Annotated in this window: 24 protein-coding genes; 12 read left to right on the forward strand and 12 right to left on the reverse strand. The window is 66.5% G+C overall.

The window, feature by feature from the left end; translation table 11 throughout:
- Positions 1 to 64 precede the first annotated feature (64 nt).
- A complete protein-coding gene (locus IHE47_RS10660) occupies positions 65 to 1,477 on the forward strand; it encodes a mannose-1-phosphate guanylyltransferase/mannose-6-phosphate isomerase (protein ID WP_192105871.1) in 1,413 nt (470 codons plus the stop codon).
- 20 nt (positions 1,478 to 1,497) lie between these two features.
- Here the strand turns inward: IHE47_RS10660 and IHE47_RS10665 are convergent, their stop codons facing one another.
- On the reverse strand, positions 1,498 to 2,268 hold the full coding sequence (locus IHE47_RS10665) for an SURF1 family protein (RefSeq protein ID WP_225561767.1): 771 nt from the start codon (positions 2,266 to 2,268) through the stop codon (positions 1,498 to 1,500).
- A gap of 57 nt (positions 2,269 to 2,325) precedes the next feature.
- Positions 2,326 to 3,651, reverse strand: coding sequence for an MFS transporter (locus IHE47_RS10670; protein WP_225561768.1), 1,326 nt, complete (start codon positions 3,649 to 3,651; stop codon positions 2,326 to 2,328).
- A 236-nt stretch (positions 3,652 to 3,887) separates the two neighbouring features.
- Between IHE47_RS10670 and cyoA the strand changes: the two genes are divergently transcribed.
- From cyoA to IHE47_RS10695, 5 genes are all read left to right on the forward strand, one after another.
- The gene (gene cyoA / locus IHE47_RS10675) at positions 3,888 to 4,925 is read left to right on the forward strand and encodes a ubiquinol oxidase subunit II (protein ID WP_192105872.1); all 1,038 of its coding nucleotides are present in this window, start codon (positions 3,888 to 3,890) and stop codon (positions 4,923 to 4,925) included.
- Positions 4,926 to 4,985: 60 nt separating this feature from the next.
- Complete coding sequence (gene cyoB, locus IHE47_RS10680; protein WP_225561800.1) at positions 4,986 to 6,974, forward strand: cytochrome o ubiquinol oxidase subunit I; 1,989 nt, start codon at positions 4,986 to 4,988, stop codon at positions 6,972 to 6,974.
- Positions 6,971 to 7,597 carry a cytochrome o ubiquinol oxidase subunit III gene (cyoC, locus tag IHE47_RS10685; protein ID WP_192105874.1) on the forward strand — a complete coding sequence of 209 codons (627 nt, stop codon included), beginning with the start codon at positions 6,971 to 6,973 and terminating at the stop codon, positions 7,595 to 7,597. The genes cyoB and cyoC overlap by 4 nt, the downstream gene beginning before the upstream one ends.
- A complete protein-coding gene (gene cyoD, locus IHE47_RS10690) occupies positions 7,594 to 7,977 on the forward strand; it encodes a cytochrome o ubiquinol oxidase subunit IV (protein ID WP_192105875.1) in 384 nt (127 codons plus the stop codon). Before cyoC ends, cyoD begins: the two co-directional genes overlap by 4 nt.
- Before the next feature lie 361 nt (positions 7,978 to 8,338).
- Positions 8,339 to 9,391 (forward strand): alpha/beta hydrolase, encoded by a 1,053-nt coding sequence (locus IHE47_RS10695; RefSeq protein WP_192105876.1) that lies wholly within the window; start codon positions 8,339 to 8,341, stop codon positions 9,389 to 9,391.
- Between the two features lie 157 nt (positions 9,392 to 9,548).
- Here IHE47_RS10695 and glmS read toward each other — a convergent pair whose 3' ends face one another.
- From glmS to IHE47_RS10720, 5 genes are all read right to left on the reverse strand, one after another.
- A complete protein-coding gene (gene glmS, locus IHE47_RS10700) occupies positions 9,549 to 11,378 on the reverse strand; it encodes a glutamine--fructose-6-phosphate transaminase (isomerizing) (RefSeq protein WP_192105877.1) in 1,830 nt (609 codons plus the stop codon).
- Positions 11,379 to 11,520: 142 nt separating this feature from the next.
- On the reverse strand, positions 11,521 to 12,891 hold the full coding sequence (locus IHE47_RS10705) for a pyridoxal-phosphate dependent enzyme (RefSeq protein WP_192105878.1): 1,371 nt from the start codon (positions 12,889 to 12,891) through the stop codon (positions 11,521 to 11,523).
- Between the two features lie 131 nt (positions 12,892 to 13,022).
- Positions 13,023 to 13,250, reverse strand: a complete 228-nt coding sequence (locus tag IHE47_RS10710) for a YdcH family protein (RefSeq protein ID WP_192105879.1) — start codon at positions 13,248 to 13,250, stop codon at positions 13,023 to 13,025.
- A gap of 465 nt (positions 13,251 to 13,715) precedes the next feature.
- Complete coding sequence (locus tag IHE47_RS10715) at positions 13,716 to 14,336, reverse strand: hypothetical protein (protein ID WP_192105880.1); 621 nt, start codon at positions 14,334 to 14,336, stop codon at positions 13,716 to 13,718.
- Positions 14,333 to 14,947, reverse strand: coding sequence for a DUF4398 domain-containing protein (locus IHE47_RS10720; RefSeq protein WP_192105881.1), 615 nt, complete (start codon positions 14,945 to 14,947; stop codon positions 14,333 to 14,335). Before IHE47_RS10720 ends, IHE47_RS10715 begins: the two co-directional genes overlap by 4 nt.
- Before the next feature lie 82 nt (positions 14,948 to 15,029).
- On the opposite strand from IHE47_RS10720, the gene IHE47_RS10725 reads away from it, so the two are divergent.
- Entirely contained in the window at positions 15,030 to 16,151 is a 1,122-nt protein-coding gene (locus IHE47_RS10725) for a PilT/PilU family type 4a pilus ATPase (protein ID WP_343227471.1), read from the forward strand.
- A gap of 155 nt (positions 16,152 to 16,306) precedes the next feature.
- On the opposite strand, the gene maiA is transcribed toward IHE47_RS10725, so the two are convergent.
- Positions 16,307 to 16,975: a maleylacetoacetate isomerase gene (maiA, locus tag IHE47_RS10730; protein WP_192105882.1), complete on the reverse strand. Its 669-nt coding sequence runs from the start codon at positions 16,973 to 16,975 to the stop codon at positions 16,307 to 16,309.
- A 115-nt stretch (positions 16,976 to 17,090) separates the two neighbouring features.
- On the opposite strand from maiA, the gene IHE47_RS10735 reads away from it, so the two are divergent.
- Positions 17,091 to 18,272, forward strand: coding sequence for a phosphoglycerate kinase (locus IHE47_RS10735; protein ID WP_192105883.1), 1,182 nt, complete (start codon positions 17,091 to 17,093; stop codon positions 18,270 to 18,272).
- Positions 18,269 to 18,904, forward strand: coding sequence for an HAD hydrolase-like protein (locus IHE47_RS10740; protein ID WP_192105884.1), 636 nt, complete (start codon positions 18,269 to 18,271; stop codon positions 18,902 to 18,904). The genes IHE47_RS10735 and IHE47_RS10740 overlap by 4 nt, the downstream gene beginning before the upstream one ends.
- A gap of 140 nt (positions 18,905 to 19,044) precedes the next feature.
- Here IHE47_RS10740 and tkt read toward each other — a convergent pair whose 3' ends face one another.
- Positions 19,045 to 21,045: a transketolase gene (gene tkt, locus IHE47_RS10745; RefSeq protein ID WP_192105885.1), complete on the reverse strand. Its 2,001-nt coding sequence runs from the start codon at positions 21,043 to 21,045 to the stop codon at positions 19,045 to 19,047.
- A 234-nt stretch (positions 21,046 to 21,279) separates the two neighbouring features.
- Between tkt and IHE47_RS10750 the strand changes: the two genes are divergently transcribed.
- From IHE47_RS10750 to IHE47_RS10760, 3 genes are all read left to right on the forward strand, one after another.
- Positions 21,280 to 21,888, forward strand: coding sequence for an outer membrane beta-barrel protein (locus IHE47_RS10750; RefSeq protein WP_192105886.1), 609 nt, complete (start codon positions 21,280 to 21,282; stop codon positions 21,886 to 21,888).
- Between the two features lie 237 nt (positions 21,889 to 22,125).
- Positions 22,126 to 22,719 carry a porin family protein gene (locus IHE47_RS10755; protein ID WP_192105887.1) on the forward strand — a complete coding sequence of 198 codons (594 nt, stop codon included), beginning with the start codon at positions 22,126 to 22,128 and terminating at the stop codon, positions 22,717 to 22,719.
- A gap of 151 nt (positions 22,720 to 22,870) precedes the next feature.
- Entirely contained in the window at positions 22,871 to 23,458 is a 588-nt protein-coding gene (locus tag IHE47_RS10760; RefSeq protein WP_192105888.1) for an outer membrane beta-barrel protein, read from the forward strand.
- A gap of 131 nt (positions 23,459 to 23,589) precedes the next feature.
- Here IHE47_RS10760 and IHE47_RS10765 read toward each other — a convergent pair whose 3' ends face one another.
- The 3 genes from IHE47_RS10765 to IHE47_RS10775 form a co-directional block, all read right to left on the reverse strand.
- Entirely contained in the window at positions 23,590 to 24,594 is a 1,005-nt protein-coding gene (locus IHE47_RS10765) for a class I fructose-bisphosphate aldolase (protein WP_192105889.1), read from the reverse strand.
- Positions 24,595 to 24,704: 110 nt separating this feature from the next.
- Positions 24,705 to 25,148 (reverse strand): energy transducer TonB, encoded by a 444-nt coding sequence (locus IHE47_RS10770; RefSeq protein WP_192105890.1) that lies wholly within the window; start codon positions 25,146 to 25,148, stop codon positions 24,705 to 24,707.
- 32 nt (positions 25,149 to 25,180) lie between these two features.
- Entirely contained in the window at positions 25,181 to 25,732 is a 552-nt protein-coding gene (locus IHE47_RS10775; protein ID WP_192105891.1) for a hypothetical protein, read from the reverse strand.
- Positions 25,733 to 25,744 lie beyond the last annotated feature (12 nt).

Here is a 25,744-nt window from a genome sequence, read left to right on the forward strand (position 1 = left end):
TCGCGCACAGGGTGCGCTCCTACCGGCAAGCCATTGGCCGCAGGCAGACAAAGGTCGATCCACCATGCTCATTCCCCTGATCCTCAGCGGCGGCAGCGGCACCCGCCTGTGGCCCGTCTCGCGCCGGAACCTGCCCAAGCAGTTCCTGTCCCTGGCCGGCCACGGCACGCTGTTCCAGCAGACCGTCGCGCGCACGCGCGCCCTGCCCGAGGTGGCCGCGCCCATCGTGGTGGCCAGCGAAGACCATCGCTTCCTCGCCGCCGAGCAGTTGCTGGAGGCCGGCGTCGAAGGCGCCGCCATCGTGCTGGAACCGCTGGCGCGCAATACCGCGCCGGCGATCGCGCTGGGGGCGCTGGAAGCGCTGAAGCGCGACCCCGCGGCGCTGCTGCTGGTGCTGCCGGCGGATCACCTGATCGGCGACACCGGCGCGTTCGCCGCCGCGGTGGCGCAGGCGGTGCCGCTGGCGAAACAGGGCTGGCTGGCCACCTTCGGCATCCGCCCCGACCGCGCCGAAACCGGCTTCGGCTACATCCGCCGCGGCGCGGCGCTGGCCGAAGGCGCGTTCCGCGTCGAGCGCTTCGTGGAGAAGCCCGATCTCGCCACCGCCGAGGGCTACCTCGCCGACGGCGGCTACGGCTGGAACTCCGGCATGTTCCTGTTCCGTGCCGACCGCTACCTGGAAGAACTGGGCCAGCACGCGCCTGCGATGCTTGCCGCGGTACGCGCCGCGCACGCCGCCGCGCAGGCCGACCTCGACTTCGTGCGCGTGGACAAGGAGGCCTTCGCCAAGGTGCCGGAAGACTCCATCGACTACGCGGTGATGGAAAAGACCGCGCGCGCCGCGGTGATCCCGGTGAGCTGCGACTGGAGCGACATCGGCTCGTGGTCGGCGCTGTGGCTGGCCGGCGAACGCGACGCCGACGGCAACCTGCGCGAGGGCGACACGCTGACCGTCGACACGCGCAATTCGCTGCTGCGCTCGCACGGCCGCCACCTCGTCGCCGCCGTGGGCGTGCAGGACCTGGTCGTGGTCACCACGCCCGACGCCACCCTCGTCGCGCACCGCGACGCGGCGCAGGACGTGAAGAAGATCGTCGACCAGCTCAAGGCCGGCGGCCGCAGCGAACACTCCTTCCACCGCGTGGTACACCGCCCGTGGGGCAGCTACGACTCGCTGGAGGCCGGCGAACGCTTCCAGGTGAAGCGCATCGTGGTGAAGCCAGGCGCCAGCCTCAGCCTGCAGAAGCACCACCACCGCGCCGAACACTGGATCGTGGTCTCCGGCACCGCCGAGGTCACCTGCGACGACAAGGTGTTCCTGCTCGGCGAAAACCAGAGCACCTACATCCCACTGGGCAGCACGCACCGCCTGCGCAATCCCGGCAAGGTGCCGGTGGAGCTGATCGAGGTGCAGTCCGGCAGCTACCTCGGCGAGGACGACATCGTGCGCTACGACGACGTGTACGGCCGCGCCTGAATCGCGCACAGGGTGCGCTCCTACCGGCGTTTGCGCAGGCGGTATTCGTCGCGTATCACGTAGCCCGCCGCACCCAGCACCATCAACGCCAGCAAATACCAGGTGATCAGGTAGTTGAGGTGGTGGTTGGGGAACTGGATCACCGTCATGCCGCCACGCGGCCACGCGGATGCGTCCGCACCCGGCGTGGCAGCGGCATCCACGAAGTACGGCGCCACGTCGGTCAGGCCCCGCGCCCTGGCGATGGCCGCCACGTCGCGGGTGTACCAGCTGTCGGTGGCCGGGTCGTTGCGCGGAACCAGGCCGGAAGGCTCGCTGATGCGCAGCAGGCCGGTCACCGTGACCTCGCCGGTTGGCGCCGCCGGGCAATGCCCCTTGAAGTCGCACCAGCCGTCCGGCGCGAAGCCGCGGTTCACCAGCACGATGCTGCCGTCGTCGCGGCGCAGCGGCGTGAGTATCCAGTAGCCACCGCCGGCGTCGGTGGCCGTCCACACCCGCGTCTGGCGCCCGGGCACCCATGTGCCGCTGAGCTGCACGTGGCGGTACTCGGCATTGGCCGCCGTGATGCCGCTCCAGTCCGCCCTCCCGGGCGCAGGCACCGGCGGGGCATGCACGCGCTCATTGGTGTGGGCGATCAGCGCCGTCTTCCACGCCAGCCGGTGCACCTGCCAGGTGCCCAGCCCGACGAAGGTCGAGAACAGCACGATACCGAGCAGCGCCAGCAGGGCAAGCGCCAGCGGGCCGCGCATGTGGCGCGTGTTGTCGCCGGGGGGAGTCGATGTGTCAGGCATGGCACGGCATGGTCGCCTGCCGCACGCGTTGTGCGGCAGGCGATGGACAGCTCGCCGTCAGTCGTTGGGCAGGCCGGACTGGCGGCTGAACCACAAGGCCGCCAGCGTGCCGATCGCACCCGTCAGCAGGTACAGGCCCACGTATGGCACCCCGGCATAGATGGCGAGCGACAGCGCCACCAGTGGCGCGAAGCCCGCGCCGATCAGCCAGCCCAGGTCCGAGGTGATCATGGCACCGGAATAGCGGAACTCCGACGGGAAGTTCGCGCTCACCGCGCCGGCCGCCTGCGCATGGGTGAAGCCGAGCAGGGCATAGCCGAAGATGATGAACAGGTAGCTGTTCACCACGCCGCCGGAAAGCAGCAGCGCGGTCCAGCCGCTGTACACCGCGATCAGCACGCCGCCCACGCCCAGCGTGGTGCGGCGGCCGAAGCGGTTCGCCACCTTGCCGGAGATGACCATGCAGGGCATCGCCACGAAGGCGCCGACCACCTGCACCAGCAGGAAGCTGGTCACCGACTGCTGCGTATAGAGCAGCGCCCACGACAGCGCGAAGATGGTCACCAGGTGGAACAGCGCATAGCTGGCCAGCGGGGCAAAGGTGCCCAGGGCGACGTTGCGGCCCTGCGCGCGCACCAGCTCGCGCATCGAGGAGGGCTCGAGATCACGCTCCCTGAGCTGCTCGGCGTAGCGCGGCGCCACCACCATGCGCAGGCTGGCGAACAGCGACACGATGTTGATGGCGAACGCCGCGAAGAACGGATAGCGCCAGCCCCACTCGATGAATTCCTGCGGCGTCAGGCTGGACCAGATGTAGGCGAACAGGGCCGCGGCGAGGATGAAGCCGACCGGGTCGGCCAGCTGCGGCAGCATGGCGTACCAGCCGCGCTTGTCCTTCGGCGCCTTGAGCGCCGCCAGCGAGGCAAGCCCGTTCCAGCTGCCGCCCAGCGCGAAACCCTGCATGAAGCGCAGCACCGACAGCGCCGCGATGGCGGACCAGCCCAGCGTGGCGTAGCCGGGCAGGAAGGCGGTGCCGGCCGTGGCCATGCCGAGCAGGAACAGCGCGATGGTCAGCTTGGCGGCGACGCCGATCTGGCGTTGCAGCACCACGAAGAACATGGAGCCCAGCGGGCGGGCGACGAAGGCCAGCGCGAACAGCACGAACGAATAGAACACGCCGTCCATGTGGCTGGCGAAGGGGAAGAACACCTCCGGGAACGCCAGCACGCAGCCCAGGCCGAACACGAACAGGTCGAAGGACTGGCAGATGCGACCAATCACCACACCGATGGCGAGGTCGCCCGAGGTGAGCTGGTCGTGGGGATTCGCGCCGTGCGCTAGGGAGGCCGGGTGGCCGGCCGACTGGACGTTGCTGATTGACATGGTGATTCCGTGGAAAAGCGCGTGCAACGGGGATGGTCGAACAAACCGGCTGCGGCGCGGCGGAACATGAAGGCCGGCTTCATCTGGCCGTCCGGATTCCTTTGCGACGCCGAACCACACCTGGGCGAACCCGTCCAGCCGGGGGAAACTCGTCTACATAGGGAGTATTATAGGCGCTCCCTGCGGGAGCAGTGTAAGCAGCTCCCCGTTGCCTCCCTACATAGATACATGTGTCCATGACAGTGAAACGCCTCCGCGGCTTGCTGCTGCTCCCCCTCGTGCTGCTTTCCGGCTGCCACCTCGCGCTGCTCGATCCCTCCGGCGACATCGCGCGCCAGCAGAGCGACATCATGCTCGTCACCACGGGGATCACCCTGCTGATCGTGGTGCCGGTGCTGGTCGCCATCGGCGTGATCGCCTGGCGCTACCGCGCCTCCAACAAGCAGGCCCACTACGACGCCCACTGGGACCACTCGCCCAGCCTGGAACTGCTGGTGTGGGCGGCGCCGCTGCTCATCATCATCGCCGTCGGCGCGATCACCTGGATCGGCACCCACCAGGTCGACCCCTACCGCCCGCTCAGCCGCGTGGCCCCGGGCAAGCCCGTGGCGGCGGACGTCAAGCCGCTGGAAGTGGACGTGGTGTCGCTGCGCTGGAAGTGGTTGTTCTTCTACCCGCAGTACGGCATCGCCACGGTGAACCAGCTGGCGGCGCCGGTGGATCGGCCCATCCAGTTCAAGCTCACCTCAGACGAGATGATGGATGCGTTCTCCATCCCGGAACTGGCGGGCATGATCTACACCATGCCCGGCATGCAGACGATGCTGCACGCGGTCATCAACAAGCCGGGCCAGTACCAGGGCTTCTCGGCCAACTACAGCGGCGAAGGCTTCACCGATATGCGCTTCACCTTCGACGGTATGAGCCAGCAGGATTTCGACAGCTGGATCGCCAAGGCCCGCGCCTCTGGCGGCACGCTCGACCTGCAGGCCTACGAGCAGCTGCGCCAGCCCGAACGCGACGTGCCCGCGCGCGCCTTCGGCAGCTTCGAACCCGACCTGTTCACGCGCATCCTCGAACGCTGCATCGACGCCAGCCAGACATGCATGAGCCAGACCATGTCCGGTGACGCCATGCAGGACATGCACAACGACAACGCCGCGCCCACGGATGCCGCCAAGCCTGACGGCATGCAAGCCATGGCGAAATCTCAGGCAGCGCTCTTTGTAGCGCACGGGCAACCTGCCGATCCGCGTGCCAGCGCGAAGCACTGATTCTGTTTAGGGATCCAAACCATGCTTGAACCAATCACCCATCCCGCCGGCAGGAGCCTCCTGTTCGGCCGGCTTACGCTCGATTCCTTGCCGTTCCTGAAGCCCGATCTCGAGGGCCACATCGTCCTCGCCACACTCGTCGGCGTGCTTCTCGGCGGCCTGGCCATCCTCGGCATCGTCACCAAGAAGCGCCTGTGGGGCTATCTCTGGAACGAGTGGTTCACCAGCGTGGACCACAAGAAGCTGGGCATCATGTACATGATCCTCGGCACGGTGATGCTGCTGCGCGGCTTCGCCGACGCCGTCATGATGCGTGCGCAACAGGCGGTCGCCTTCGGCCCGAACATGGGCTACCTGCCGCCCGAGCACTACGACCAGATCTTCACGGCGCACGGCTCGATCATGATCTTCTTCGTGGCGATGGCCTACATCGTCGGGTTGATCAACTACGTGATGCCGCTGCAGATCGGTTCGCGCGACGTGGCCTTCCCGTTCCTCAACAACCTCAGCTTCTGGTTCACGTTCTGGGGCGCGATCACCTTCATGGTGTCGCTGTTCGTGGGCGACTTCTCCACCGCCGGCTGGCTGGGCTACCCGCCCGTCTCCGAACTGCAGCAGGGCCCCGGCGTCGACTACTACATCTGGGGCCTGCAGCTGTCCGGCGTGGGCACCCTGCTCAGCGGCGTCAACTTCGTGGTCACCATCATCAAGATGCGCGCGCCCGGCATGACGATGATGAAGATGCCGGTGTTCACCTGGACCTCGCTGTGCACCAGCGGCCTGATCATCGCCACCTTCCCGGTGCTCACCGCCACGCTGCTCCTGCTCTCGCTGGACCGCTACGTCGGCACGCACTTCTTCACCAGCGACTTCGGCGGCAACGTGATGATGTACATCAACCTGATCTGGGTGTGGGGCCACCCGGAGGTGTACATCCTGATCCTGCCGATCTTCGGCATCTACTCGGAGATCGTGCCGACCTTCTCGGGCAAGCCGCTGTTCGGCTACTCGTCGATGGTGTACGCCACCTGCGCGATCATGATCCTGTCGTACCTGGTGTGGCTGCACCACTTCTTCACGATGGGCTCGGGCGCGGACGTCAACTCGTTCTTCGCGCTGACCACGATGATCATCTCGATCCCCACGGGCGTGAAGATCTTCAACTGGCTGTTCACCATGTACCGCGGCCGCGTGCACTTCACCGTGCCGATGCTGTGGACGATGGGCTTCCTGTTCACCTTCACCATCGGCGGCATGACCGGCGTGATGCTGTCGGTGGCGCCGGCGGACTTTCTGCTGCACAACAGCCTGTTCCTGATCGCGCACTTCCACAACGTGATCATCGGCGGCGTGGTGTTCGGCGTGTTCGCGGGCGTGAACTACTGGTTCCCCAAGGCGTTCGGCTTCAAGCTCGACGAGTTCTGGGGCAAGGCCAGCTTCTGGTTCTGGCAGATCGGCTTCTGGCTGGCGTTCGGCCCGCTGTACATCATGGGCTTCATGGGCGTGACCCGCCGCCTGAGCCACTTCGACAACCCGGCGCTGCAGCCCTACTTCATCGTCGCCGGCATCGGCGCCGCGCTGATCGCGCTCGGCATCGGCAGCTTCGTCCTGCAGATCGCCATCAGCATCCTGCGCCGCAAGCAGTACGCCGTGGGCGGCGACCCGTGGAACGGCCGCACGCTGGAGTGGGCCACCTCGTCGCCGCCGCCGGGCTACAACTTCGCGTTCACCCCGAACGTGCACCAGCGCGACGCCTGGATGGACATGAAGAAGCACGGCTACCAGCGCCCGCTGGAGGGCTTCAACGACATCCACATGCCGAGCAATACCGCCGCGGGCGTGGTCATCGGCGTGCTCTCCTTCGCCTGCTGCTTCGCCCTGGTCTGGTACATCTGGTGGCTGGCCGCGGCGTCCTTCGTCGGCGTCATCGTCGCCAGCATCGTCCACACCTTCAACTACCACCGCGACTACTACATCCCCAAGGATGAGGTGCGCACGTTCGAGCACAGCGGCAACTGGCAGCCCGAGAGCCAGGGAGCAAACGCATGAGCACCACGGCTGTCGATTCCGCCGGCATCGCGCGATCGCCGTTCCTCTGCCACGAGGAACCGCACGCGCACAACGGGACCCTGCTCGGGTTCTGGATCTACCTGATGAGCGACTGCTTCATCTTCGCCTCGCTGTTCGCCTGCTACGCCGTGCTGGGCACCAGCACTGCGGGCGGCCCGACCGCGGCGGAGGTGCTGGACCTGCATGGCCTGGCGGTGAACACCGCCTTGCTGCTGGTCTCGTCGGTGACCTTCGGCTTCGCCATGCTGGAAATGGCGCGCAGGAAGAAGGGCGCCGTGCTGCTGTGGCTGGCCGTGTCCGGCCTGCTGGCGGCCGGCTTCGTGACGCTGGAGCTGCGCGAGTTCGCCAGCATGATCGCCGACGGTGCCGGCCCCGGCCGCAGCGCCTTCCTGTCCTCGTTCTTCACCCTGGTCGGCACGCACGGCCTGCACGTGTCCGTCGGCATCCTGTGGCTGATCGTGCTGATGGTGCAGTTGGGCAAGTTCGGCTTCAACGAGGCCAACATCCGCCGCATGCAGTGCCTGAGCATGTTCTGGCACTTCCTCGACCTGGTGTGGGTCGGCGTCTTCAGCTTCGTCTACCTGGCAGGTGTGCTGCGATGAGCCATTCCGATTCCCACGACCACGCCGCGCACGGCCACGACGAGCACGCCAACCACGGCAGCCTGCGCAGCTACCTCACCGGCTTCGTGCTGGCGGGCATCCTCACCGTCATCCCGTTCTGGCTGGTGATGGGGCACGTGTTCCAGAGCCACTGGGTGACCATCACCGTGGTGCTGCTGCTGGCCATCGTGCAGATCCTGGTGCACGTCATCTACTTCCTGCACCTCGACACGCGCTCGGAAGGCGGCTGGAACATGCTGTCCTTCGTCTTCACCATCGTGCTGGTGGTGATCGTGCTGGGCGCCTCGATCTGGGTCATGTACAACGAGAACACCAACATGATGCCGATGTCGCCGCAGTACCAGCACAACGGTGAGTGATCATTGCGATCATCCCTGATCGCGAGGATCAAATGGGCGGCCATCCATGACCGCCCCCTCAAGGAAAAGCCGGCAATTGCCGGCTTTTTCGTTGCCTTGACCCGCGCGGGCGAGGCGCCAGGCTGGCCAGTCGTTCCAGCCCACGATCCAGTTCCCGGTCCCGCATCGGCGGCGCCCGTGCCAGGCCCCTTCGAACCTGCCACCGCCGCGCCTTTGCCCACGCCCACAGCCGAGACGTCAATGATGCGGGCAGCGCAAAATGCATCGCCCGCCCGCATGACAGTGGCGCTGGTGACCAAGGGGCATTCGACGGCTTCGCCAGGAGCCTCGGAAGAAGCTTCCTCACGACAGGAAACTCCCAATGATGCATCGCCGTGTTTCTTCGAGCAGTATCGTCCAGCGCTGGATGGGGTTGATCGGCGGCATGCTCGCCGCCTCATCGGCGTTCGCGGCATCCAGTCCGAAGGCGCCGTATTACCACCCGCATCGCCTGGTGCAGATCGAAGCCGGCCGCCGGCTCAACCTGTATTGCGTGGGAAGCGGAAGCCCGGTCGTGATCTTTGATTACGGGCATGGCGGCCCGATCACGGTATGGTCGAAGGTCCAGCCCGCGATCGGAAAGCTCACCACGGCCTGCGCTTACGACCGTGCCGGCTATGGCTTTTCCGATCCGGGCCCGTTGCCGCGCAGCACCGCCGCGCGCGTGTCGGACCTGCACGCCTTGCTTCACGCCGCCGGCCTGAAAGGCCCTTACATCTTCGTCGGTCACTCCCTGGCAGGCCTGGACGGCGACCTGTTCGCGGACAAATATTTACCCGAACTGGCAGGCATGGTGTTGGTGGATCCTTCGATCGAGGGCCAGGACGAAGCTTTCAACGCAGTGCTGGGCTCCAGGGTCCGGTTCGACAAGATCCGCTCCGGCTTTTCCAGGTGTGCAGCGATAGCCAGGTCGGGAAAGCTCCCGACCGATGCCAAGGATGTGAATGATTGCCTGGATCGGGATCCCCACGACGATGCGCTGGCGCGACGCGTCAAGGACCAATGGAGCATGAGCCCGGCGCTTTGGGACACTCTCCGTTCGGAGTTTGAATCCATATATCCCGGTTCACCGAGCCCCGATCAGGACTTCGCCGGCATCGATGCCGCGCAACGGGACTGGGGCCACCTCCCGCTCATCATTTTGACGGCAGGCCATTCAAGCGACTGGGCGCCGGCGTCGTTGCGCCGGCGAGTGAAAGCGGTGTGGGTATCGCACCACGATGCCCTGGCCGCCCGCTCGTCGCGAGGGCGCAACATCCTGGTTCCCGATTCGGGTCATTACATCCAGCTTGAACACCCCGCCGTGGTGGTCGATGCGATCACGGAAGTGCTCAAAACGGCCCGTCAGGATGCCAGTGGCAAGTCGACGCCATAACGACGTGTGTGCGGAAACCACACCCTCGGTCCGGCGCCAGGCTCAATTTCCCGGCGCCAGATGGGCGAATCCATGGTCGGTCCGGCCGCGCTGAGTTGCCCAACCATTGCCCAGTTGGACCAACTATTCCCACACCAGCTGCCCGGGCGCCTGTCGCCTATTCCACCGTCACCGACTTGGCGAGGTTGCGCGGCTGATCCACGTCGGTGCCACGCAGCACGGCCACGTGGTAGGCCAGCAGTTGCAGCGGCACGGTGAACACCGCCGGGGCGATGAAGTCGCCGCCGGCGTCGATGCGTAGCAGGTGACCGCGCGCGGCATTGCCGTCCATCGGCGCCGCGCTGTCGGCGAACACGATCAGCTCGCCGCCGCGGGCACGTACTTCCTGCAGGTTGGACTTCAGCTTGTCCAGCAGCGGGCCGTTCGGCGCCACCGCCACCACCGGCATGTCCTCGTCCACCAGCGCCAGCGGGCCGTGCTTCAACTCGCCCGCGGGGTAGGCCTCGGCGTGGATGTAGGAGATTTCCTTGAGCTTGAGCGAGCCTTCCAGCGCCACCGGGAACTGCGCGCCACGTCCGAGGAACAGCGCGTGGTGGCGCGGGATGAAATGCGCGGCCAGCTCCACGATCTGCGGCTCCAGCTTGAGCGCGTCCGCGATGGCGTGCGGCAGGTGCTGCAACTGCGCGCAGAGGTCGAGGTAGCGCGCGTCGTCCAGCCCGCGGTGCCGCGCCAGTTGCAAGGTCAGCAGCGCCAGCGCCGTGAGCTGGGTGGTGAAGGCCTTGGTGGAGGCCACGCCGATCTCGGGACCGGCGCGGGTCATCAGCTTGAGGTCGGCCTCGCGCACCACCGAGGACTCGGGCACGTTGCAGATCGCCAGCGTGCCGAGGTAGCCACGACGACGCGACTCGCGCATCGCGGCCAGCGTGTCGGCGGTTTCGCCGGACTGCGAGATCGCCACGAACAGCGTGCCCTCCGGCACCACTGCCTCGCGGTAGCGGTATTCGCTGGCCACCTCGACGGCGACCGGCAGGCGCGCGTACTCTTCGATCCAGTACTTCGCCACCATGCCGGCGTGGTAGCTGGTGCCGCAGGCGATGATGTGCACGCCACGCACCCTGGTCAGCAGTTCGTCACCACCCACGCCGAAGATGTTCGGCAGCACGCCGTTCGCGCCCAGGCGCGATTCCAGCGTGTCGGCCACCGCGCGCGGCTGCTCGAAGATTTCCTTCTGCATGTAGTGGCGGTATTCGCCGCGCTCCACCGCGTCGGCGGACAACTCGCTCTCGTGCACGGCACGTTCGACCGGGCGGCCGTCGAGGCCGAACACCTGCACGCGTTCGCGGGTGATCTCGACGACGTCGTCCTCGTCGAGATAGATCATCCGGTTGGTGACCTGGATCAGCGCCTGCGCATCCGAGCCCAGGAAGTGCTCGCCGATGCCCACGCCCACCAGCAGCGGCGCGCCGCGGCGGGCGCCGATCACGCGGCCGGGTTCGTCGCGGCTGACCACGGCGATCGCATAGGCGCCCTCCAGGCCGCGCACCACGGCCAGCACCGCCTCGCGCAGACCCATGCCTTCGGCAAGGCGCTGCTCGACCAGGGCCGCGATCACCTCGGTGTCGGTTTCGGAAGTGAACACGTGGCCACGCGCCTTCATTTCCTCGCGCAGGCTGGCGTAGTTCTCGATGATGCCGTTGTGCACGATGGCGACGCGCCCGGCGACATGCGGGTGTGCGTTCGCCTCGTTGGGTACGCCGTGGGTGGCCCAGCGCGTGTGCGCGATGCCGGTGCCGCCCGGGAACGGTGCGGCCAGGTATTCCGCCTCCATCTCGCGCACCTTGCCCTTGGCGCGCACGCGGCGGATCTCGCCCCCCTCCAGCACGGCCAGGCCGGCCGAGTCATAGCCGCGGTATTCCAGCGCCTTCAGGCCGGCGATCAGCAGCGGTGCCACATCCCGCTGGGCGGCGGCGGCGACGATTCCACACATGGCGAAGCTCCGTGTCGATTGATGCAAACGAAGGCGGCGACTGTGCCGCCCACGCGTTTCAACCAACTTTCGACACCGTTGTCAGGCCAGCGCCTGTTCCACATCTCCCGGCGCGGGCTACGTGGAGATATTGAACAGACGCTCAGTTCACCTTGCGGCGAAGCCAGTTCAACAGGTCGATGCGGGTGATCAGGCCGAGGAACTGCTCGCCGTCCATCACGATCGCCACGTGGCCGCGCTCGAACACCGGCAGCAGCGACTCGATCGGCGAGCGCACGTCGAGCATCTGCAGGTCGCTGATCATCGCCACCGACACCGGATCGCGGAAGCGCGTCTCGTCGGCATGCACGTGCAGCAGCACGTCCGACTCGTCGACGATGCCCACCAGCTTGTTGCCGTCCATCACCGGCAGCTGCGAGACGTCGTACAGCTTCATGCGCGTGTAGGCGGTGATCAGCAATTCGTTCGGGCCGATCACCACGGTGTCGCGCTTGGCGAACGGGCGCAGCAGCAGGTCGCGCAGGTCGCCGTGCTGTTCGCGCTCGAGGAAGCCGTTGTCCAGCATCCAGTAGTCGTTGTAGAGCTTGGACAGGTACTTGTTGCCGGTGTCGCAGACCAGGGTCACCACGCGCTTCGGACTGGCCTGCTCGCGGCAGTACTTCAGCGCCGCGGCCAGCAGGGTGCCGGTGGAGGAACCCGCCAGCACGCCTTCCTTCGCCAGCAGTTCGCGCGCGGCGAGGAAGCTTTCCCTGTCGGAGATCGCATAGGCCTTCTTCACCCGCGAGAAGTCGCTGATCGGCGGCAGGAAGTCCTCGCCGATGCCTTCCACCAGCCAGCTGGCCGACTTGGTGGAGAGCGTGCCCTCGTTGATGTACTGGGCGAGGATGGAGCCCACCGGGTCGGCCAGCACGATCTCGGTGTGCGGCGAGGCCTTGGCGAAGTACTGCGACAGGCCGGTCATGGTGCCCGAGGAACCGCAGCCCACCACGATGGCGTCGATCCGCCCGTCCATCTGTTCGAGGATCTCCGGCCCGGTGCTCTCGATGTGCGCGCGCGGATTGTCGGGATTGCCGAACTGGTTGATGAAATAGGCGCCGGGCGTCTCGCGCGCGATGCGCTCGGCCATGTCCTGGTAGTACTCGGGATGGCCCTTGGCCACGTCGGAGCGCGTGAGCACCACCTCGGCGCCCATCGCCTTGAGGTTGAAGATCTTCTCGCGGCTCATCTTGTCCGGCACCACGAGGATCAACCGGTAGCCCTTGGCCTGCGCCACCAGCGCAAGGCCGAGGCCGGTGTTGCCGGCGGTGCCTTCGACCAGGATCGCGCCGGGCTTGATCCTGCCGGCCTTCTCGGCGCCCTCGATCATCGACAGGCCGATGCGGTCCTTGATCGAGCCGCCCGGGTTCGCGCTCTCCAGCTTCAGGAACAGCTCGCACGGCCCGGTGGCCAGGCGCTGCGCGCGCAGCATCGGGGTGTTGCCGATCAGTTCGAGAACACTTTGCCGGATCGTCATGGAGAAACCGTCGCTTGCTGGAAAGGCGTCCATGATAGCCGAGCACCGGAAACCCACCCGCCCAAAACGTCGCGGCCCCGGTGGCTTCCCGTGGGAAGCGGCCGGGGCCGTCGTGGTGCCGGGTCAACGATTCAATTGGACAACTGGCGCCGCCCTTCCCACATGCGTTCCAGGCGCGCCTTGGCGTACAACTTTTCCTTCTTCATGCTGGCGAGGGTGAAGTCATCGAGCGGGAGCACGCCGATCTCGGCGTCGTGCACCTTGCTGTCGAGTTCCCGATGGTGTTGATAGAGGCGGCGGAATTCCGCATCGGCCTTCATCAATGCCTCGACGTCATCACGCTGCTGGTTTTCGAACATGATCCAACCTCCTCGTGAGTGAGCATGCGGCGCAGGAACGCGCCCATCCACCGACCCGGATCACGCGCACACGTCCTCGCCCACCCGCACCGGCAAACCGGTGGAGGGCGGGAAACTGGCAAGGAAATGGGGCATGGGTCGGACCGGCAGGCATGGAGCGGAACGGCTCCATGGGTCCGACCCTACTCCCCCCGGAAAAGTGCCGCAAGCCTTCCCGGCGACAGCGGCCACGGGGAGTCGAAACGGTGTGAAGTCCGCATGAAAACTGCCGAAACAGCTTGTTGCGCCCCTTCAAAACAACATGGCGCCGCTCTCGCGACGCCATGCAGGGAGAAGCTTGCATTGAAGAGTGCAGCCATGGATGGCTGCCCGCTTGATCTTCGCAATCAAGGACGATTGCAGAACCCGCTGCATGGATGGCCGCCCGTTTGACTTTTGCGATCATGGACGATCGCAAAAGTAAAGCTACGGGTTGCCGCTGCTGTCCTTGTCCTGCTGCTGCATCTGCGCACGCATCGCCTTGGCGGCCTTGGCGGCAAGGTCGGCTTCGTGCTTGGCGGAACGCGCCACCCGGCTCTGCGCCTCGGCCAGCTTCTTGGCCTTGGCCGCCTCGGCCTGGGCCTGCTGCGCCGCCTGCGAATAGGCCTCGCCCTGCTCCTGCAGGCGCTGCGCTTCTTCCTGCGCCATCTGGTTCAGCAGGCGCTGGCGCTCCAGTTCGCGCTGCGCCGTCTCCGCCTCGCGGCGGGTGTTTTCCAGCTGGATCTGGTCGTGTTCGCGATCCAGTTGGGCCAGTTTCATCTGGGCGTCCTGCAACTGGGCGGAGGCACGGGCCGTGTCCACCAGGCGCTCGGCCATGTACAGCGCGTGCGGCCGGTCGTGCGAGTCGGCCTGGGCGAGCTGGGCGATGGCGTTGCGGGCCAGCGACTGCTCGGCCTGGGCATAGTTGCCCAGCACCGGGTCACCGGCGAGCTGGTTGAGGTTGCCGGTCAGCCGGCTGACGTCGATGTCGTCGCGATGGGCCTGGACGGTGCCGGCGATGCCGAGCGCGATCATGCCCATGACGAATACGGTGGCGGCGCGCTTCATGGCTGGCCTCCCGCAGGCTGGAAGCCCTGCGTTGTGTTGGAATCCTGGTCCGGCGGTGGCGCCAGCACCGAGGCCGACGGCGCCGGCATGTCCTCCACCGGCGCGGCGGACGGCAACGCACCGGAGCTGGCTGGCGCGGGCGCCGAACCGGCCGCTGCCGGCACCGGCAGCGGCTTGGCGAACTCGGCGGCAGCCGCGGCGGCAGCCTGCGCCCCCTCCTCGCGCAGCTCGGCGTTGGTGTTCATCTTGTCCTGGATCTTGGCCCGCGCCGCGCCCAGATTGGCCTTGGCCCGCGCCAGATCGGCATCGGCCCGCGATTCGGCGGCCAGGTCGGCGGCCAGCGCATACTTGCGGTCGGCCATCGCGGCCTGCGCCTGCTGGAACTTGTCCTGCGCAAAGCCCAGGTCCACCGGGTCATAGTCGGTCGCGCCGGCATCGCGTGCCGCCTGCAGCCGCGCCTGCGCCTGGTTCATCCCCTCGTTCGGCGGGGGAACGCTGGCGCAACTGGCCAGCAGCAGCACGCCGGCCAGCAGGCCGGCCAGGGCCGGCAACCGTCCCGCCACGCTCAAGCCCGCCGCAGTCCGGGCCGATGAAAAGGAGATGTGCACCATCACGCATTCCTGATTAAGCTTCTGGGCGTATTGTGGGCGTGCGCAATCGCTCAATGCAACGAAAACGAACAGGGGATTCGGCGTGGATATCGGTTACTTCCTCAAGCTGATGGTCGACAAGGGCGCCTCGGACATGTTCCTGTCCACCGGTGCCCCGGTGAACATCAAGGTCGAGGGCAAGCTCTACCCGCTCGGCAACACCGGACTGCCGGGCGGCATGGTGAAGAAGATCGCCTACTCGTTGATGGACGAGGGTCAGGTGCCGCAGTTCGAGCGCGACCTGGAACTCAACATGGCGCTGGCGGTGAAGGAGGCCGGCCGCTTCCGCATCAACGTGTTCAAGCAGCGCGGCGAAGTGGGCATGGTGATCCGCGCGATCAAGAGCGAGATCCCCAACGTCGAGCAGTTGCAGCTGCCGCCGATCTTCCGCGAGCTGATCATGGAGCCGCGCGGGCTGATCCTGGTGGTGGGCGCCACCGGCTCGGGCAAGTCCACCACGCTGGCCGCGATGCTCGACCACCGCAACACCAACTCGGCGGGCCACATCCTCACCATCGAGGATCCGATCGAGTACCTGCACCGGCACAAGCGCTCCATCGTCAACCAGCGCGAGGTGGGGCTGGACACGCACACCTACCACGAGGCGCTGAAGAACGCGATGCGCGAGGCGCCGGACGTGATCATGATCGGCGAGATCCGCGACACCGACACGATGGAAGCGGCCATCGCCTTCTCCGAGACCGGCCACCTCTGCCTGGCCACCCTGCACTCCAACAACGCCGACCAGACGCTGGAGCGCATCCTCAACTTCTTCCCCGAGTCGGCGCACAAGAACGTGCTGATGAACCTGGCGCTGAACCTCAAGGCCGTCATCAGCCAGCGTCTGGTGATCGGCAAGGACGGCCGCCGCCTGCCCGCGGTGGAGGTGCTGCTGAACACCCCGCTGATCCGCGACATGATCCGCCGCGGCCAGGTGCACGACATCAAGGAAGCGATGGACCGCAGCCTGCAGGAAGGCATGCAGACCTTCGACCAGTCGCTGTACCGGCTCTACAAGGATGGCCGCATCGAGCTGGACGAAGCGCTCAACAAGGCCGACTCCCGCGACGGCCTGGCGCTGAAGATCCGCCTCGCCGAAGGCGGCGGCACGAACGACAACGCCTTGATTGGCGGCAGCAACGACCCTTACGGCATGGGGTTCTGAATCCGGGCATCAGGCCGCGGGGCGTACGTCGACCCGCGCGCCCTTGACCCAGCAGAGGCCGGCACCCGGCGTACCCTTGCAACATCCTGTCGCAGCCACCGGCCCGCCGGCCACGCCGCCGGCGCCACGGGTGTTTCCAGGCCGATCCCACACGCTCATCCCTGCGCGGCCGGCGCATCCGGCTGCGCTTCCGGCGCAGCCATGCGGAACGCCTCGAGTTCGCCGCAGGCCGCATCGATGCGCAGGATCGTCGGATAGCCGTCCAGCGGCAGCTTCCAGCGCCGCGCGTTGTACACCTGCGGGATCAGGCAGGCATCGGCCATGCCCGGCGCGTCGCCATGGCAGAAGCGACCGGTGGCCGCGTTGCCCGCCAGCATCGCTTCCAGCGCCGCGAAGCCCGTGGCGATCCAGTGCCGCGACCACGCGCCACGCAGCGCCTCGTCGGTGCCCAGCTCGTGCTCCAGGTATTGCAACACGCGCAGGTTGCCCAGCGGATGGATGTCGCAGGCCACCAGCTGCGCCATCGCCCGCGCCTGGGCGCGACCACGCGCATCGGCCGGCAGCAACGGCGGCTCGGGATGGAGTTCTTCGAGGTATTCCATGATCGCCAGCGATTGCGTCAGCGTCCGGTCGCCGTCGCACAGGCTGGGCACCAGTTGCTGCGGGTTCATCGCGGCGTAGGCTGGCGCGTGCTGCTCGCCGCCGTCCTTCACCAGATGCACGGGACGGTTCTGGTAGTCCAGGCCCTTGAGGTTCAGCGCGATGCGCACGCGGTAGGCGGCGCTGGAGCGCCAGTAGCCGTACAGCACGAGTCCGGAGGTCATGGTGCCCGCCCGCCATGGAAAACCCGCAGTGTAATTTGCATCCCCTCCGGGCGAGCGGGAAAATACGCGATTCCTGCCGCCGACGCGGCCCATCCGCCACCACCGGAGTCTTGATGTGACCGTCCTGCGCATGAGCGACCTCGACCTCCACGGCCAGCGCGTGCTGATCCGTGAAGACCTCAACGTGCCGATCGACGACCACGGCCACATCACCTCCACGCAGCGCCTCGACGCCGCGCTGCCGACGATCAGGGCAGCCCGCGATGCCGGCGCGAAGGTGATGGTGCTCTCGCACCTTGGCCGTCCGAAGGAAGGCCAGTTCGACGAGGCCTCCTCGCTGGCACCGGTGGCCGCATGGCTGGGCGACAAGCTCGGCAAGCCGGTGCGCCTGGTGCGCGACTACCTCGACGGCGTGGACGTCGCCGACGGCGAGGTGGTGGTGCTGGAGAACTGCCGCATGAACGTCGGCGAGGGCAAGGACGACGAGGCGCTGTCGAAGAAGTACGCCGCGCTGTGCGACATCTTCGTGATGGACGCCTTCGGCACCGCGCACCGCGCACAGGCCTCCACCCACGGCGTGATCAGGTTCGCCCCGGTGGCCGTCGCTGGCCCGCTGCTCTCGGCGGAACTCGATGCACTGGGCAAGGCGCTGGAAAACCCGGCGCACCCGCTGCTGGCGATCGTGGCCGGCTCCAAGGTCTCCACCAAGCTCACCCTGCTGGAGAACCTGATCGGCAAGGTGGACCAGCTGATCGTGGGCGGCGGCATCGCCAACACCTTCATCGCCGCGATGGGCCACTCGGTAGGCAATTCCCTGGTCGAGCCCGACCTGCTCGACGCCGCGAAGAAGGTGCTTGCCGACGCCAAACGCCGCGGCGCCGAAGTGCCGCTGCCGGTGGACGTGGTGGTGGCGCCGGAGTTCTCCGCCAAGGCGCCGGCCACGGTGAAGCCGGTGGACCAGGTGCGCGACGGCGAGATGATCCTCGACATCGGCCCGGAGACGGCGCAGCAGTACGCCGCGCTGATCGCCAAGGCCGGCACCGTGGTGTGGAACGGCCCGGTCGGCGTGTTCGAATTCGACGCCTTCGGCAAGGGTACCGAGACACTGGCGCGCGCGATCGCAGCGTCGAAGGCGTTCTCCATCGCCGGCGGCGGCGACACGCTGGCCGCGGTGGACAAGTACGGCATCGAGAACGAGATCTCCTACATCTCCACCGGCGGCGGCGCCTTCCTCGAATTCCTCGAAGGCAAGGAACTGCCCGCGGTGGCCGCGCTCAAGGCGCGGGCCGGCCAGTGACGCTCTGCCTGTTCGATCTCGACGGTACGCTGATCGATTCCGAACCCGGCATCACCGCCTGCATCCGCTACGCCTTCGACAAGCTGGGCGTAGCGGCGCCGACCGACCTGCGCCCATGGATCGGCCCACCGCTGCGGCACGGCTTCGCGCCGCTGCTGGAGCATGACGCCGAGCGTGTCGAGGCCGCGGTGGATTACTACCACGAGCGCTTCGCCACGCTGGGTTGGCGCGAACACGCGGTCTACCCCGGCATCGTGACGATGATCGAACGGCTGCAAGCCGCCGGCCATGTGCTGGCGGTAGTCACCAGCAAACCCGAACGGCATGCGCGACCGATCATCGAGCACCTGCCATTCGGCGACGCATTCGCCCGCCTGTACGGCCCCGATCCGTCCAGTCCGCACAGCGAAAAGGCCTCGATGATCGCCGCCGCGCTGGCCGATTTCGATGCCTTGCCCGAACAGGCCGCGATGATCGGCGATCGCCATTTCGACATCGAAGGCGCCGTGGCCAACCACGTGCGCGGCATTGGCGTGCTGTGGGGTTTCGGCAGCCGCGAGGAACTGGAGCTGGCCGGCGCACATGAACTGGCGCGCGATCCGGTGCATCTCGCGGATCTGTTGGCGACATAGCCGTCTGCTCCGGAGCGCACCCTGTGCGCGAATGCTTTTGCTTCGGTCGTCACCAGAGCATTCGCGCACAGGGTGCGCTCCTACAGCAAACGAAAACGCCGCGGGATTTCCGCGGCGTTCTTGTTTGGGAAAGGCGTCGATCAGCCGACGACGCGCTTCACCGCATCAACCACGTTCGTCACGGTGATGCCGAAGTACTCGTACAACTGCTCGATCGGGGCCGAGGCGCCGAAGGTGGTCATGCCGATCACTTCGCCGTCGAGGCCGACGTACTTGCGCCAGAAGTCGACATAGGCCGCCTCCACCGCCACGCGCGCGCGGCACCAGCCGGGCAGCACGCCTTCGCGGTATTCCAGCGGTTGGGCGTCGAAGGTCTCGGTGCACGGCATCGACACCACGCGCACCGGCACGCCTTGCTGCGCCAGCGTGCGCATCGCTTCCATCGCCAGTTCCACCTCGGAGCCGGTGGCGATCAGGATGGCCTTGAACTTGGTATCCGCCGGATCGGACAGCACGTAGGCGCCGCGCGTGATGTCCGCGACCTGCTGTGCGCTGCGCGACTGGTGCTTGAGCGTCTGGCGCGAGAACACCAGGCAGGAGGGGCCGTCCTTGCGCTCGATCGCCGCCTTCCACGACACCGCCGACTCCACCGCGTCGCAAGGACGCCACACGCGGTTGTTCGGGATGTAGCGCAGGCTGCCCAGGTGCTCCACCGGCTGGTGGGTGGGGCCGTCCTCGCCCAGGCCGATCGAGTCGTGGGTGTAGACGTGGATGGAGTGCGCGGGGATCAGCGCGCTCATGCGCACCGCGTTGCGCGCGTAGTCGGAGAACACCAGGAAGGTGGCGTCGTACGGGATGAAGCCGCCGTGCAGCGCGATGCCGTTGCCGATCGCGGTCATGCCGAACTCGCGCACGCCGGAGTGGATGTAGTTGGCGTTGGGGCTGGTTTCGGTGACGCTCACCGAGCCCTTCCAGATCGTGAGGTTGGAGCCGGCGAGGTCGGCCGAACCACCGATCAGTTCCGGCAACAGCGGGCCGTAGGCATCCAGTGTCATCTGCGAAGCCTTGCGGCTGGCCACATCCGGGCCTTCGGCCTGCAGCTTGTCGACCCAGGCCTGCGACTTCGCGGCCCAGTCGGCGGGCAGTTCGGCGGCGAGGCGGCGCTTCAGCTCGGCCGCCAGACCGGGGTGCGCCTTGGCGTAGGCGTCGAACAGCGCGTTCCACTCGGCCTCGCGCTTCGCACCGGCCGCCTTCGCGTCCCAGCCGGCGTAGATCTCGGCGGGGATCTCGAACGGCGGGGAACGCCAGTCCAGCATGTCGCGCGCGGCGGCCACCTCGTCCTTGCCCAGCGCCGCGCCGTGGCAGGCCTCGGTGCCTTCCTTGTGCGGCGCGCCGAAACCGATGATGGTCTTGCACATCACCAGCGTGGGCTTGCCGGTTTCCGCCTTGGCGGCGGCCAGCGCGGCCTTGATCTTGTCGGCGTCGTGGCCGTCCACGTCGCGGATCACGTGCCAGCCGCAGGCCTCGAAGCGCATCGCGGTGTCGTCGGTGAACCAGCCCGGCACCTCGCCGTCGATGGAGATGTTGTTGTCGTCGTAGACCAGGGTGAGCTTGCCCAGCTTCCAGGTGCCGGCCAGCGAGATCGCCTCCTGGGAGATGCCTTCCATCAGGCAGCCGTCGCCGCAGAACACCCAGGTGTGATGGTCGACGATGTCGAAGCCCGGCTGGTTGAAGCGCTCGGCCAGCACCTTTTCGGCCAGCGCGAAGCCCACGCCGTTGGCGATGCCTTGGCCCAGCGGGCCGGTGGTGGTTTCCACGCCCACCGTGTGGTGCGCCTCGGGATGGCCCGGGGTCCTCGAATGCAGCTGGCGGAAGCGCTCCAGCTCGCCCATCGGCAGTGCGTAGCCGGACAGGTGCAGCAACGCGTACTGCAGCATCGAGCCATGGCCGTTGGAGAGCATGAAGCGGTCACGGTTGAACCAGTGCGGGTTTGCCGGATTGTGGCTGTGGAAGTCGTTCCACAGCACCTCGGCAATGTCGGCCATGCCCATCGGCATGCCCGGATGGCCGGAATTGGCCTTCTGCACGGCATCCATGGCAAGGGCTCGCACGGCATTGGCGAGTTGGCGGCGGGTGGTCATGGGGAAAGCTCCGGGCGACGACGGAAAGCGCGCATTGTCGCCGATCCCGTCGATGCTGTCGCGACGCGCCGACAGGATGGACATTAACTGGCACTTAATTCTGTACTAATCGGTATTGAATTCCTTCAGCCAGCTTCCCATTTAATGCCCCGGCACCGCCCACGAGTGGTGCCGAGCCACGGCGATGCCTTTCCCCAAGGTGCCGTGGACTGACCAGAACAAGAGGAATTCCCCATGAAAAAGACTCTGCTCGCTCTCACCGTGGCTGCCGCCGGCTTCGTCGCCGTACCGGCCGCCTTCGCCCAGGATCAGGCTCCGTCCGCCACGACCGGCACCGCCCAGCAGGGCTGGTACGTCAGTGCGGACCCCGGCTACGCCAACATCAGCAAGGGTCCCTACGACGACGGCAAGTTCGCTGGCGGCGTGAAGGGCGGCTACCGCTTCGCGCTCAACCCCGAGACCTCGCTGGGCGTGGAAGTGGGCTATCAGTGGCTTGGCCGCGTGACGCCCGAGGGCCAGTACGCCAGCCAAGGCCCGGGCAACGCCCAGTCCAAGCTGCGCGGCAGCACCGCCGGCCTGGACCTGCGCTACAACGTCGCCCCCAACTGGTACGGCGAGCTGCGCAGCGGCCTGTTCTATGCACAGGGCGAAGGCCTTACCGACGCGCCGAACCCGCAGTTCCGCCAGTTCAACCGCACCAAGTACTACGCCGGCGCCGGCGTGGGCTACAACATCAACCCGAACTGGAGCGTGGGCGTGAACTACGACTACTACGCCGGTACGGGCAATGGCGTGCAGTTGGATACCAGCAAGTATTCGCTGAACGCGGAATACCGTTTCTGAGCGTTGCTCGCTCATGTCGCACGAATTGGAACGGGCGCCGATGGCGCCCGTTCTTCTTTCAAAACAGTCGCTTGCCGGGAAAGTTAATCGTTACTTAATAATGTACTAACGAGTATTGAATTTTTCCGTCCCGGCAACCATCTAAGAAAACGTGCCCGGCATTTCCCCGATACCAGGCATGCGGCACCGCCCTTCCCCAAGGTCCGGCAGCCGTTTTCCCATAACAGGAGAATCTCCATGAAAAAGACCCTGCTCGCCCTTGCCCTCGCCTCCACCGGCCTGCTGGCCATCCCCGCCGCCTTCGCGCAGACCGCGCCGAGCGACGGCAACTGGTTCATCAACGGCAACGTCGGTCGCACCGCCATCAACCAGGGCCCGTACGACAACGGCCACGACACCGGTTACGCCCTCAACGGCGGCTACCGCTGGGCGCTGTCGCCGAACTTCCAGTTGGGTGCGGAAGTGGGCTACAACGACCTGGGCAACATTCGTGCGAAGAACATCTTCAACAATTCCCCGATCGTCGCTCCGGGCAAGTCGCAGCTGCACGGCTGGACCGCCGGCGCCAACGCCCACCTCGACCTCAGCCCGAGCTGGTACCTCAGCGGCCGCGCCGGCCTCTACAGCTGGACCGGCCACGGCATGAGCAACGACGTGAACCCGATCAACAAGGGCCTGAGCGACAACAGCTGGTACGCCGGCGCAGGCGTGGGCTACAACATCACGCAGAACGTGAGCGTGGGCCTGAACTACGACTACTTCGACGCCAAGAAGCACAACGTCGACCTCAGCACGGACATGATCTCGGCCAGCGCGGAATTCCGCTTCTGACCCGAACCTCGCTGCTGCACGACCGCGAAGGGCGCCGAAAGGCGCCCTTCGTTCATTTAACAATCCTTGAAGCCCAATCAACGGTCTCTTAACATTTGGCGGTCGCGGAACAAAGCGACACGACCATTACCAAGGCACAAGGAATTCATACATGTACAGGAAACTGCTTCCGCTCGTTGCCGCCGCCTGCGGCTTCTTCGCCACCGCTGCCCATGCCGATCAGACCGATGGCTGGTTCGTCAATGGCAACGTCGGCACCGCCCACTACAAGGCCACGGTCGACGGCCAGGGCACGGGCACCGACAGCAACACGGCTTTCATCCTCAATGGCGGCTGGCGATCCCAGGGCCTCATCGGCTTCGAGGCCGGCTACACCAACCTGGGCAGTGTCAGTGCGAAAGACGTCTATGGTGATCGCGCCAAGATCAAGGGCGACGGCTGGACGTTCGGCCTCGACGGCCATTTCAACTTCAACGACCACTGGTACATGTCGGCCCGCACCGGCGGCTTCCTGTGGAAGCTGAAGGCAACCGCCACGATCGACGACGGCCTGGGCTCTTCGGAATCCTTCCGCAACAGCAAGCAGGGGCTTGGCTGGTTCGCCGGACTGGGTACCGGCTACGACATCAACCAGCACTGGAGCGTGGGCGCGAACTTCGACTACTACAACATGCGCAACCGCGGCTACTACGAAATCGGCACGCGCATCTTCTCGGTCAGCGCCGAATACCGCTTCTGAGTCTCCGCTCCAGGCAAAAGCAAAACGGGCGCCGCGAGGCGCCCGTTTTGTTTGAACCTTGAACAGTGCAGCCATGGATGGCTGCCCATTTGATCTACTCGCGATCACGGATGACCGCAAGAACCCGGCCCTCAGCCGTTCCAGCGCCCCAGCGCGGCGAGGCCGTTGTCCTTGGCGCGGGCGTGCACGGTCTTCTGCGCTTCGGCGTAGTTGGCCTTCATGTCCTTGGCCCACAGCTTCAGCGCGGCCTGCTGCATGGCACGGCCGTAGGAGAACGACAGCGGCCACGGATGCGGGCCGATGCGGTTCATCGCGTTGAGGTGCGCGGTGCTCTGCTCGTCGGTCTGGCCGCCGGAGAGGAACACGATGCCCGGCAGCGAGGCCGGCACGCAGGTCTTCAGCACGCGCACGGTGGCCTCGGCCACTTCCTCGGCGTCGACCTGTTCGGACGAATCCTTGCCCGGGATCACCATCGACACCTTCAGGATGGTGCCTTCCAGCATCACGTTCTGCTCGTACAGCGCGTTGAACAGGCTGCGCAGCACGGCCTCATGCACCTCGTAGCTGACCTCGATGCTGTGGTCGCCGTCCATGATCACTTCCGGCTCGACCATCGGCACCAGGCCGGCTTCCTGGCACAGCGCGGCGTAACGGGCCAGCGCGTGGCAGTTCGCCTCGATGGCGGTGGAAGACGGGTTGTCCTCGGAGATGTTGATCACCGCGCGCCACTTGGCGAACTGCGCGCCCAGCTTCACGTATTCGGCAAGGCGCTCGCGCAGGCCGTCGAGGCCTTCGGTGACCACGTCGCCAGGGAAGCCGGCCAGCGGCACCGGGCCCTTGTCCACCTTGATGCCGGGGATGATGCCGGCCTTCTTCATCAGCTGGGTGAACGGCACGCCGTCCCTGGTGGACTGGCGGATCGTCTCGTCGTACAGGATCGCGCCGGAGATGTGCTCGTTCAGGCCCGGCGTGGTGAGCAGCAGCTCGCGATAGGCGCGACGGTTTTCCTCGGTGTTCTCGATGCCGACGGCCTCGAAACGCTTCTTGATGGTATTGGTCGACTCGTCGATGGCGATGATGCCCTTGCCGGGGGCGACCATGGCCAAAGCGACGCTTTCGAGATCTTCGATACTCATGACGGCTCCGTGCAACGAGGCGTAATCCGCCCGCTCAAGGTGGGTGCCGCCCGGGTGGGCGGCGGGATGAAAGGCCGCGAATTATAACGAAACCGCCGGAAAGGCGCCGGTTACTGCCCGTAACCCGGCAATTTGCAGGGTTCCATCACCTTCTGCATGCCATCCGCACCCTCGGGTGCGTTGAACGGCACGATGTAGTAGGTGTCGATGGGCTGGCCGATCCGGTTGGTGAGCGCGGGACCGTAGCGGAAGTTCTTCACCGCGGTCACCGCGGCATTGCCCAGGTCGCTCTTGGGCACCAGCTTGACCAGTTGCACGTTCATCGGCACGCCGTCGGAACCGATGGTGTAGGTCACCGCGGCGCAGCCGGGCTTGTCCAGGTTGAGGCCCGAATTGGGCAGATCCGTGTCCACCTTGGTATTGAGGCGGATCCAGTAGTGGTACTGGTCCTGCGGGTCGATGCGATGGGACGACTGCGCCAGCACGGGCACGGCGCAAACCAGCGCCGGCACCAGCAGGAGGGAGCGGATCAGGCGACGGGCGTGCGGGTGCATGGCGATACTCCGGGGGTGGGGGCGCCGACAGTCTAGCCGTGCGGCCCGATCCCGTCGTCAGTCTCCGCCGACGCATGCGGTGGACGCCCGCGCATGCGCTGCAGGAGGGTCATCAGCCCGCGCGCGCCCAGCATCAAGGCCATGCCACCAGCCGCCTGCACGAGGTAGTAGATCACCCAGTGCCATCCCGACACGGGCAACTGCCCGGTTGCCGCATCCGCCAGGCGGCTCCTCAAGAGGAGCATGGTGAGCCCGTGCCCGAGGCAGCCCGCCAGGCCCGACACGCCGAGCATGGCGCCGGTCACGGTCAGCGCCACGCGCATCAAACCGTCGGCATCCAGCTGGATTTCCAGCAGCTCGTGTCCGCGCCGGCCGATCGCCCAGCCGGCAAGGATGCCCGGCCACAACCATAGTGCCCCGGCCACCAGCAGGCCGAACACCGCCAGCAGCACGGCATCCAGGGCGAAGCCGCCAGCCGGTGATTCCCAGAGGAACACCGGCAACCGCTCCAGCAACCCCACGGCCATCAGCACGGCCCCCAACCGGATCGCGACGCACAGCACCGTGTACAGAGTCGTTTTCACCCTTCCCCCTGC

The sequence above is a fragment of the Rhodanobacter sp. DHB23 genome (genome assembly GCF_014842975.1).
GTDB lineage: Bacteria > Pseudomonadota > Gammaproteobacteria > Xanthomonadales > Rhodanobacteraceae > Rhodanobacter_A.

What these genes read in the sequence shown, in the direction of transcription:
- IHE47_RS10710 (WP_192105879.1), bottom strand. Translation starts at nt 13,250, where the DNA reads ATGTTCGAAAACCAGCAGCGTGATGACGTCGAGGCATTGATGAAGGCC.
- IHE47_RS10750 (WP_192105886.1), top strand. Translation starts at nt 21,280, where the DNA reads ATGAAAAAGACTCTGCTCGCTCTCACCGTGGCTGCCGCCGGCTTCGTC.
- glmS (WP_192105877.1), bottom strand. Translation starts at nt 11,378, where the DNA reads ATGTGTGGAATCGTCGCCGCCGCCGCCCAGCGGGATGTGGCACCGCTG.
- IHE47_RS10705 (WP_192105878.1), bottom strand. Translation starts at nt 12,891, where the DNA reads ATGACGATCCGGCAAAGTGTTCTCGAACTGATCGGCAACACCCCGATG.
- IHE47_RS10660 (WP_192105871.1), top strand. Translation starts at nt 65, where the DNA reads ATGCTCATTCCCCTGATCCTCAGCGGCGGCAGCGGCACCCGCCTGTGG.
- IHE47_RS10720 (WP_192105881.1), bottom strand. Translation starts at nt 14,947, where the DNA reads ATGGTGCACATCTCCTTTTCATCGGCCCGGACTGCGGCGGGCTTGAGC.
- IHE47_RS10765 (WP_192105889.1), bottom strand. Translation starts at nt 24,594, where the DNA reads ATGAGTATCGAAGATCTCGAAAGCGTCGCTTTGGCCATGGTCGCCCCC.
- IHE47_RS10755 (WP_192105887.1), top strand. Translation starts at nt 22,126, where the DNA reads ATGAAAAAGACCCTGCTCGCCCTTGCCCTCGCCTCCACCGGCCTGCTG.
- cyoC (WP_192105874.1), top strand. Translation starts at nt 6,971, where the DNA reads ATGAGCACCACGGCTGTCGATTCCGCCGGCATCGCGCGATCGCCGTTC.
- tkt (WP_192105885.1), bottom strand. Translation starts at nt 21,045, where the DNA reads ATGACCACCCGCCGCCAACTCGCCAATGCCGTGCGAGCCCTTGCCATG.
- IHE47_RS10715 (WP_192105880.1), bottom strand. Translation starts at nt 14,336, where the DNA reads ATGAAGCGCGCCGCCACCGTATTCGTCATGGGCATGATCGCGCTCGGC.
- maiA (WP_192105882.1), bottom strand. Translation starts at nt 16,975, where the DNA reads ATGACCTCCGGACTCGTGCTGTACGGCTACTGGCGCTCCAGCGCCGCC.
- IHE47_RS10670 (WP_225561768.1), bottom strand. Translation starts at nt 3,651, where the DNA reads ATGTCAATCAGCAACGTCCAGTCGGCCGGCCACCCGGCCTCCCTAGCG.
- IHE47_RS10770 (WP_192105890.1), bottom strand. Translation starts at nt 25,148, where the DNA reads ATGCACCCGCACGCCCGTCGCCTGATCCGCTCCCTCCTGCTGGTGCCG.
- IHE47_RS10695 (WP_192105876.1), top strand. Translation starts at nt 8,339, where the DNA reads ATGATGCATCGCCGTGTTTCTTCGAGCAGTATCGTCCAGCGCTGGATG.
- IHE47_RS10760 (WP_192105888.1), top strand. Translation starts at nt 22,871, where the DNA reads ATGTACAGGAAACTGCTTCCGCTCGTTGCCGCCGCCTGCGGCTTCTTC.
- cyoD (WP_192105875.1), top strand. Translation starts at nt 7,594, where the DNA reads ATGAGCCATTCCGATTCCCACGACCACGCCGCGCACGGCCACGACGAG.
- cyoA (WP_192105872.1), top strand. Translation starts at nt 3,888, where the DNA reads ATGACAGTGAAACGCCTCCGCGGCTTGCTGCTGCTCCCCCTCGTGCTG.
- IHE47_RS10665 (WP_225561767.1), bottom strand. Translation starts at nt 2,268, where the DNA reads ATGCCTGACACATCGACTCCCCCCGGCGACAACACGCGCCACATGCGC.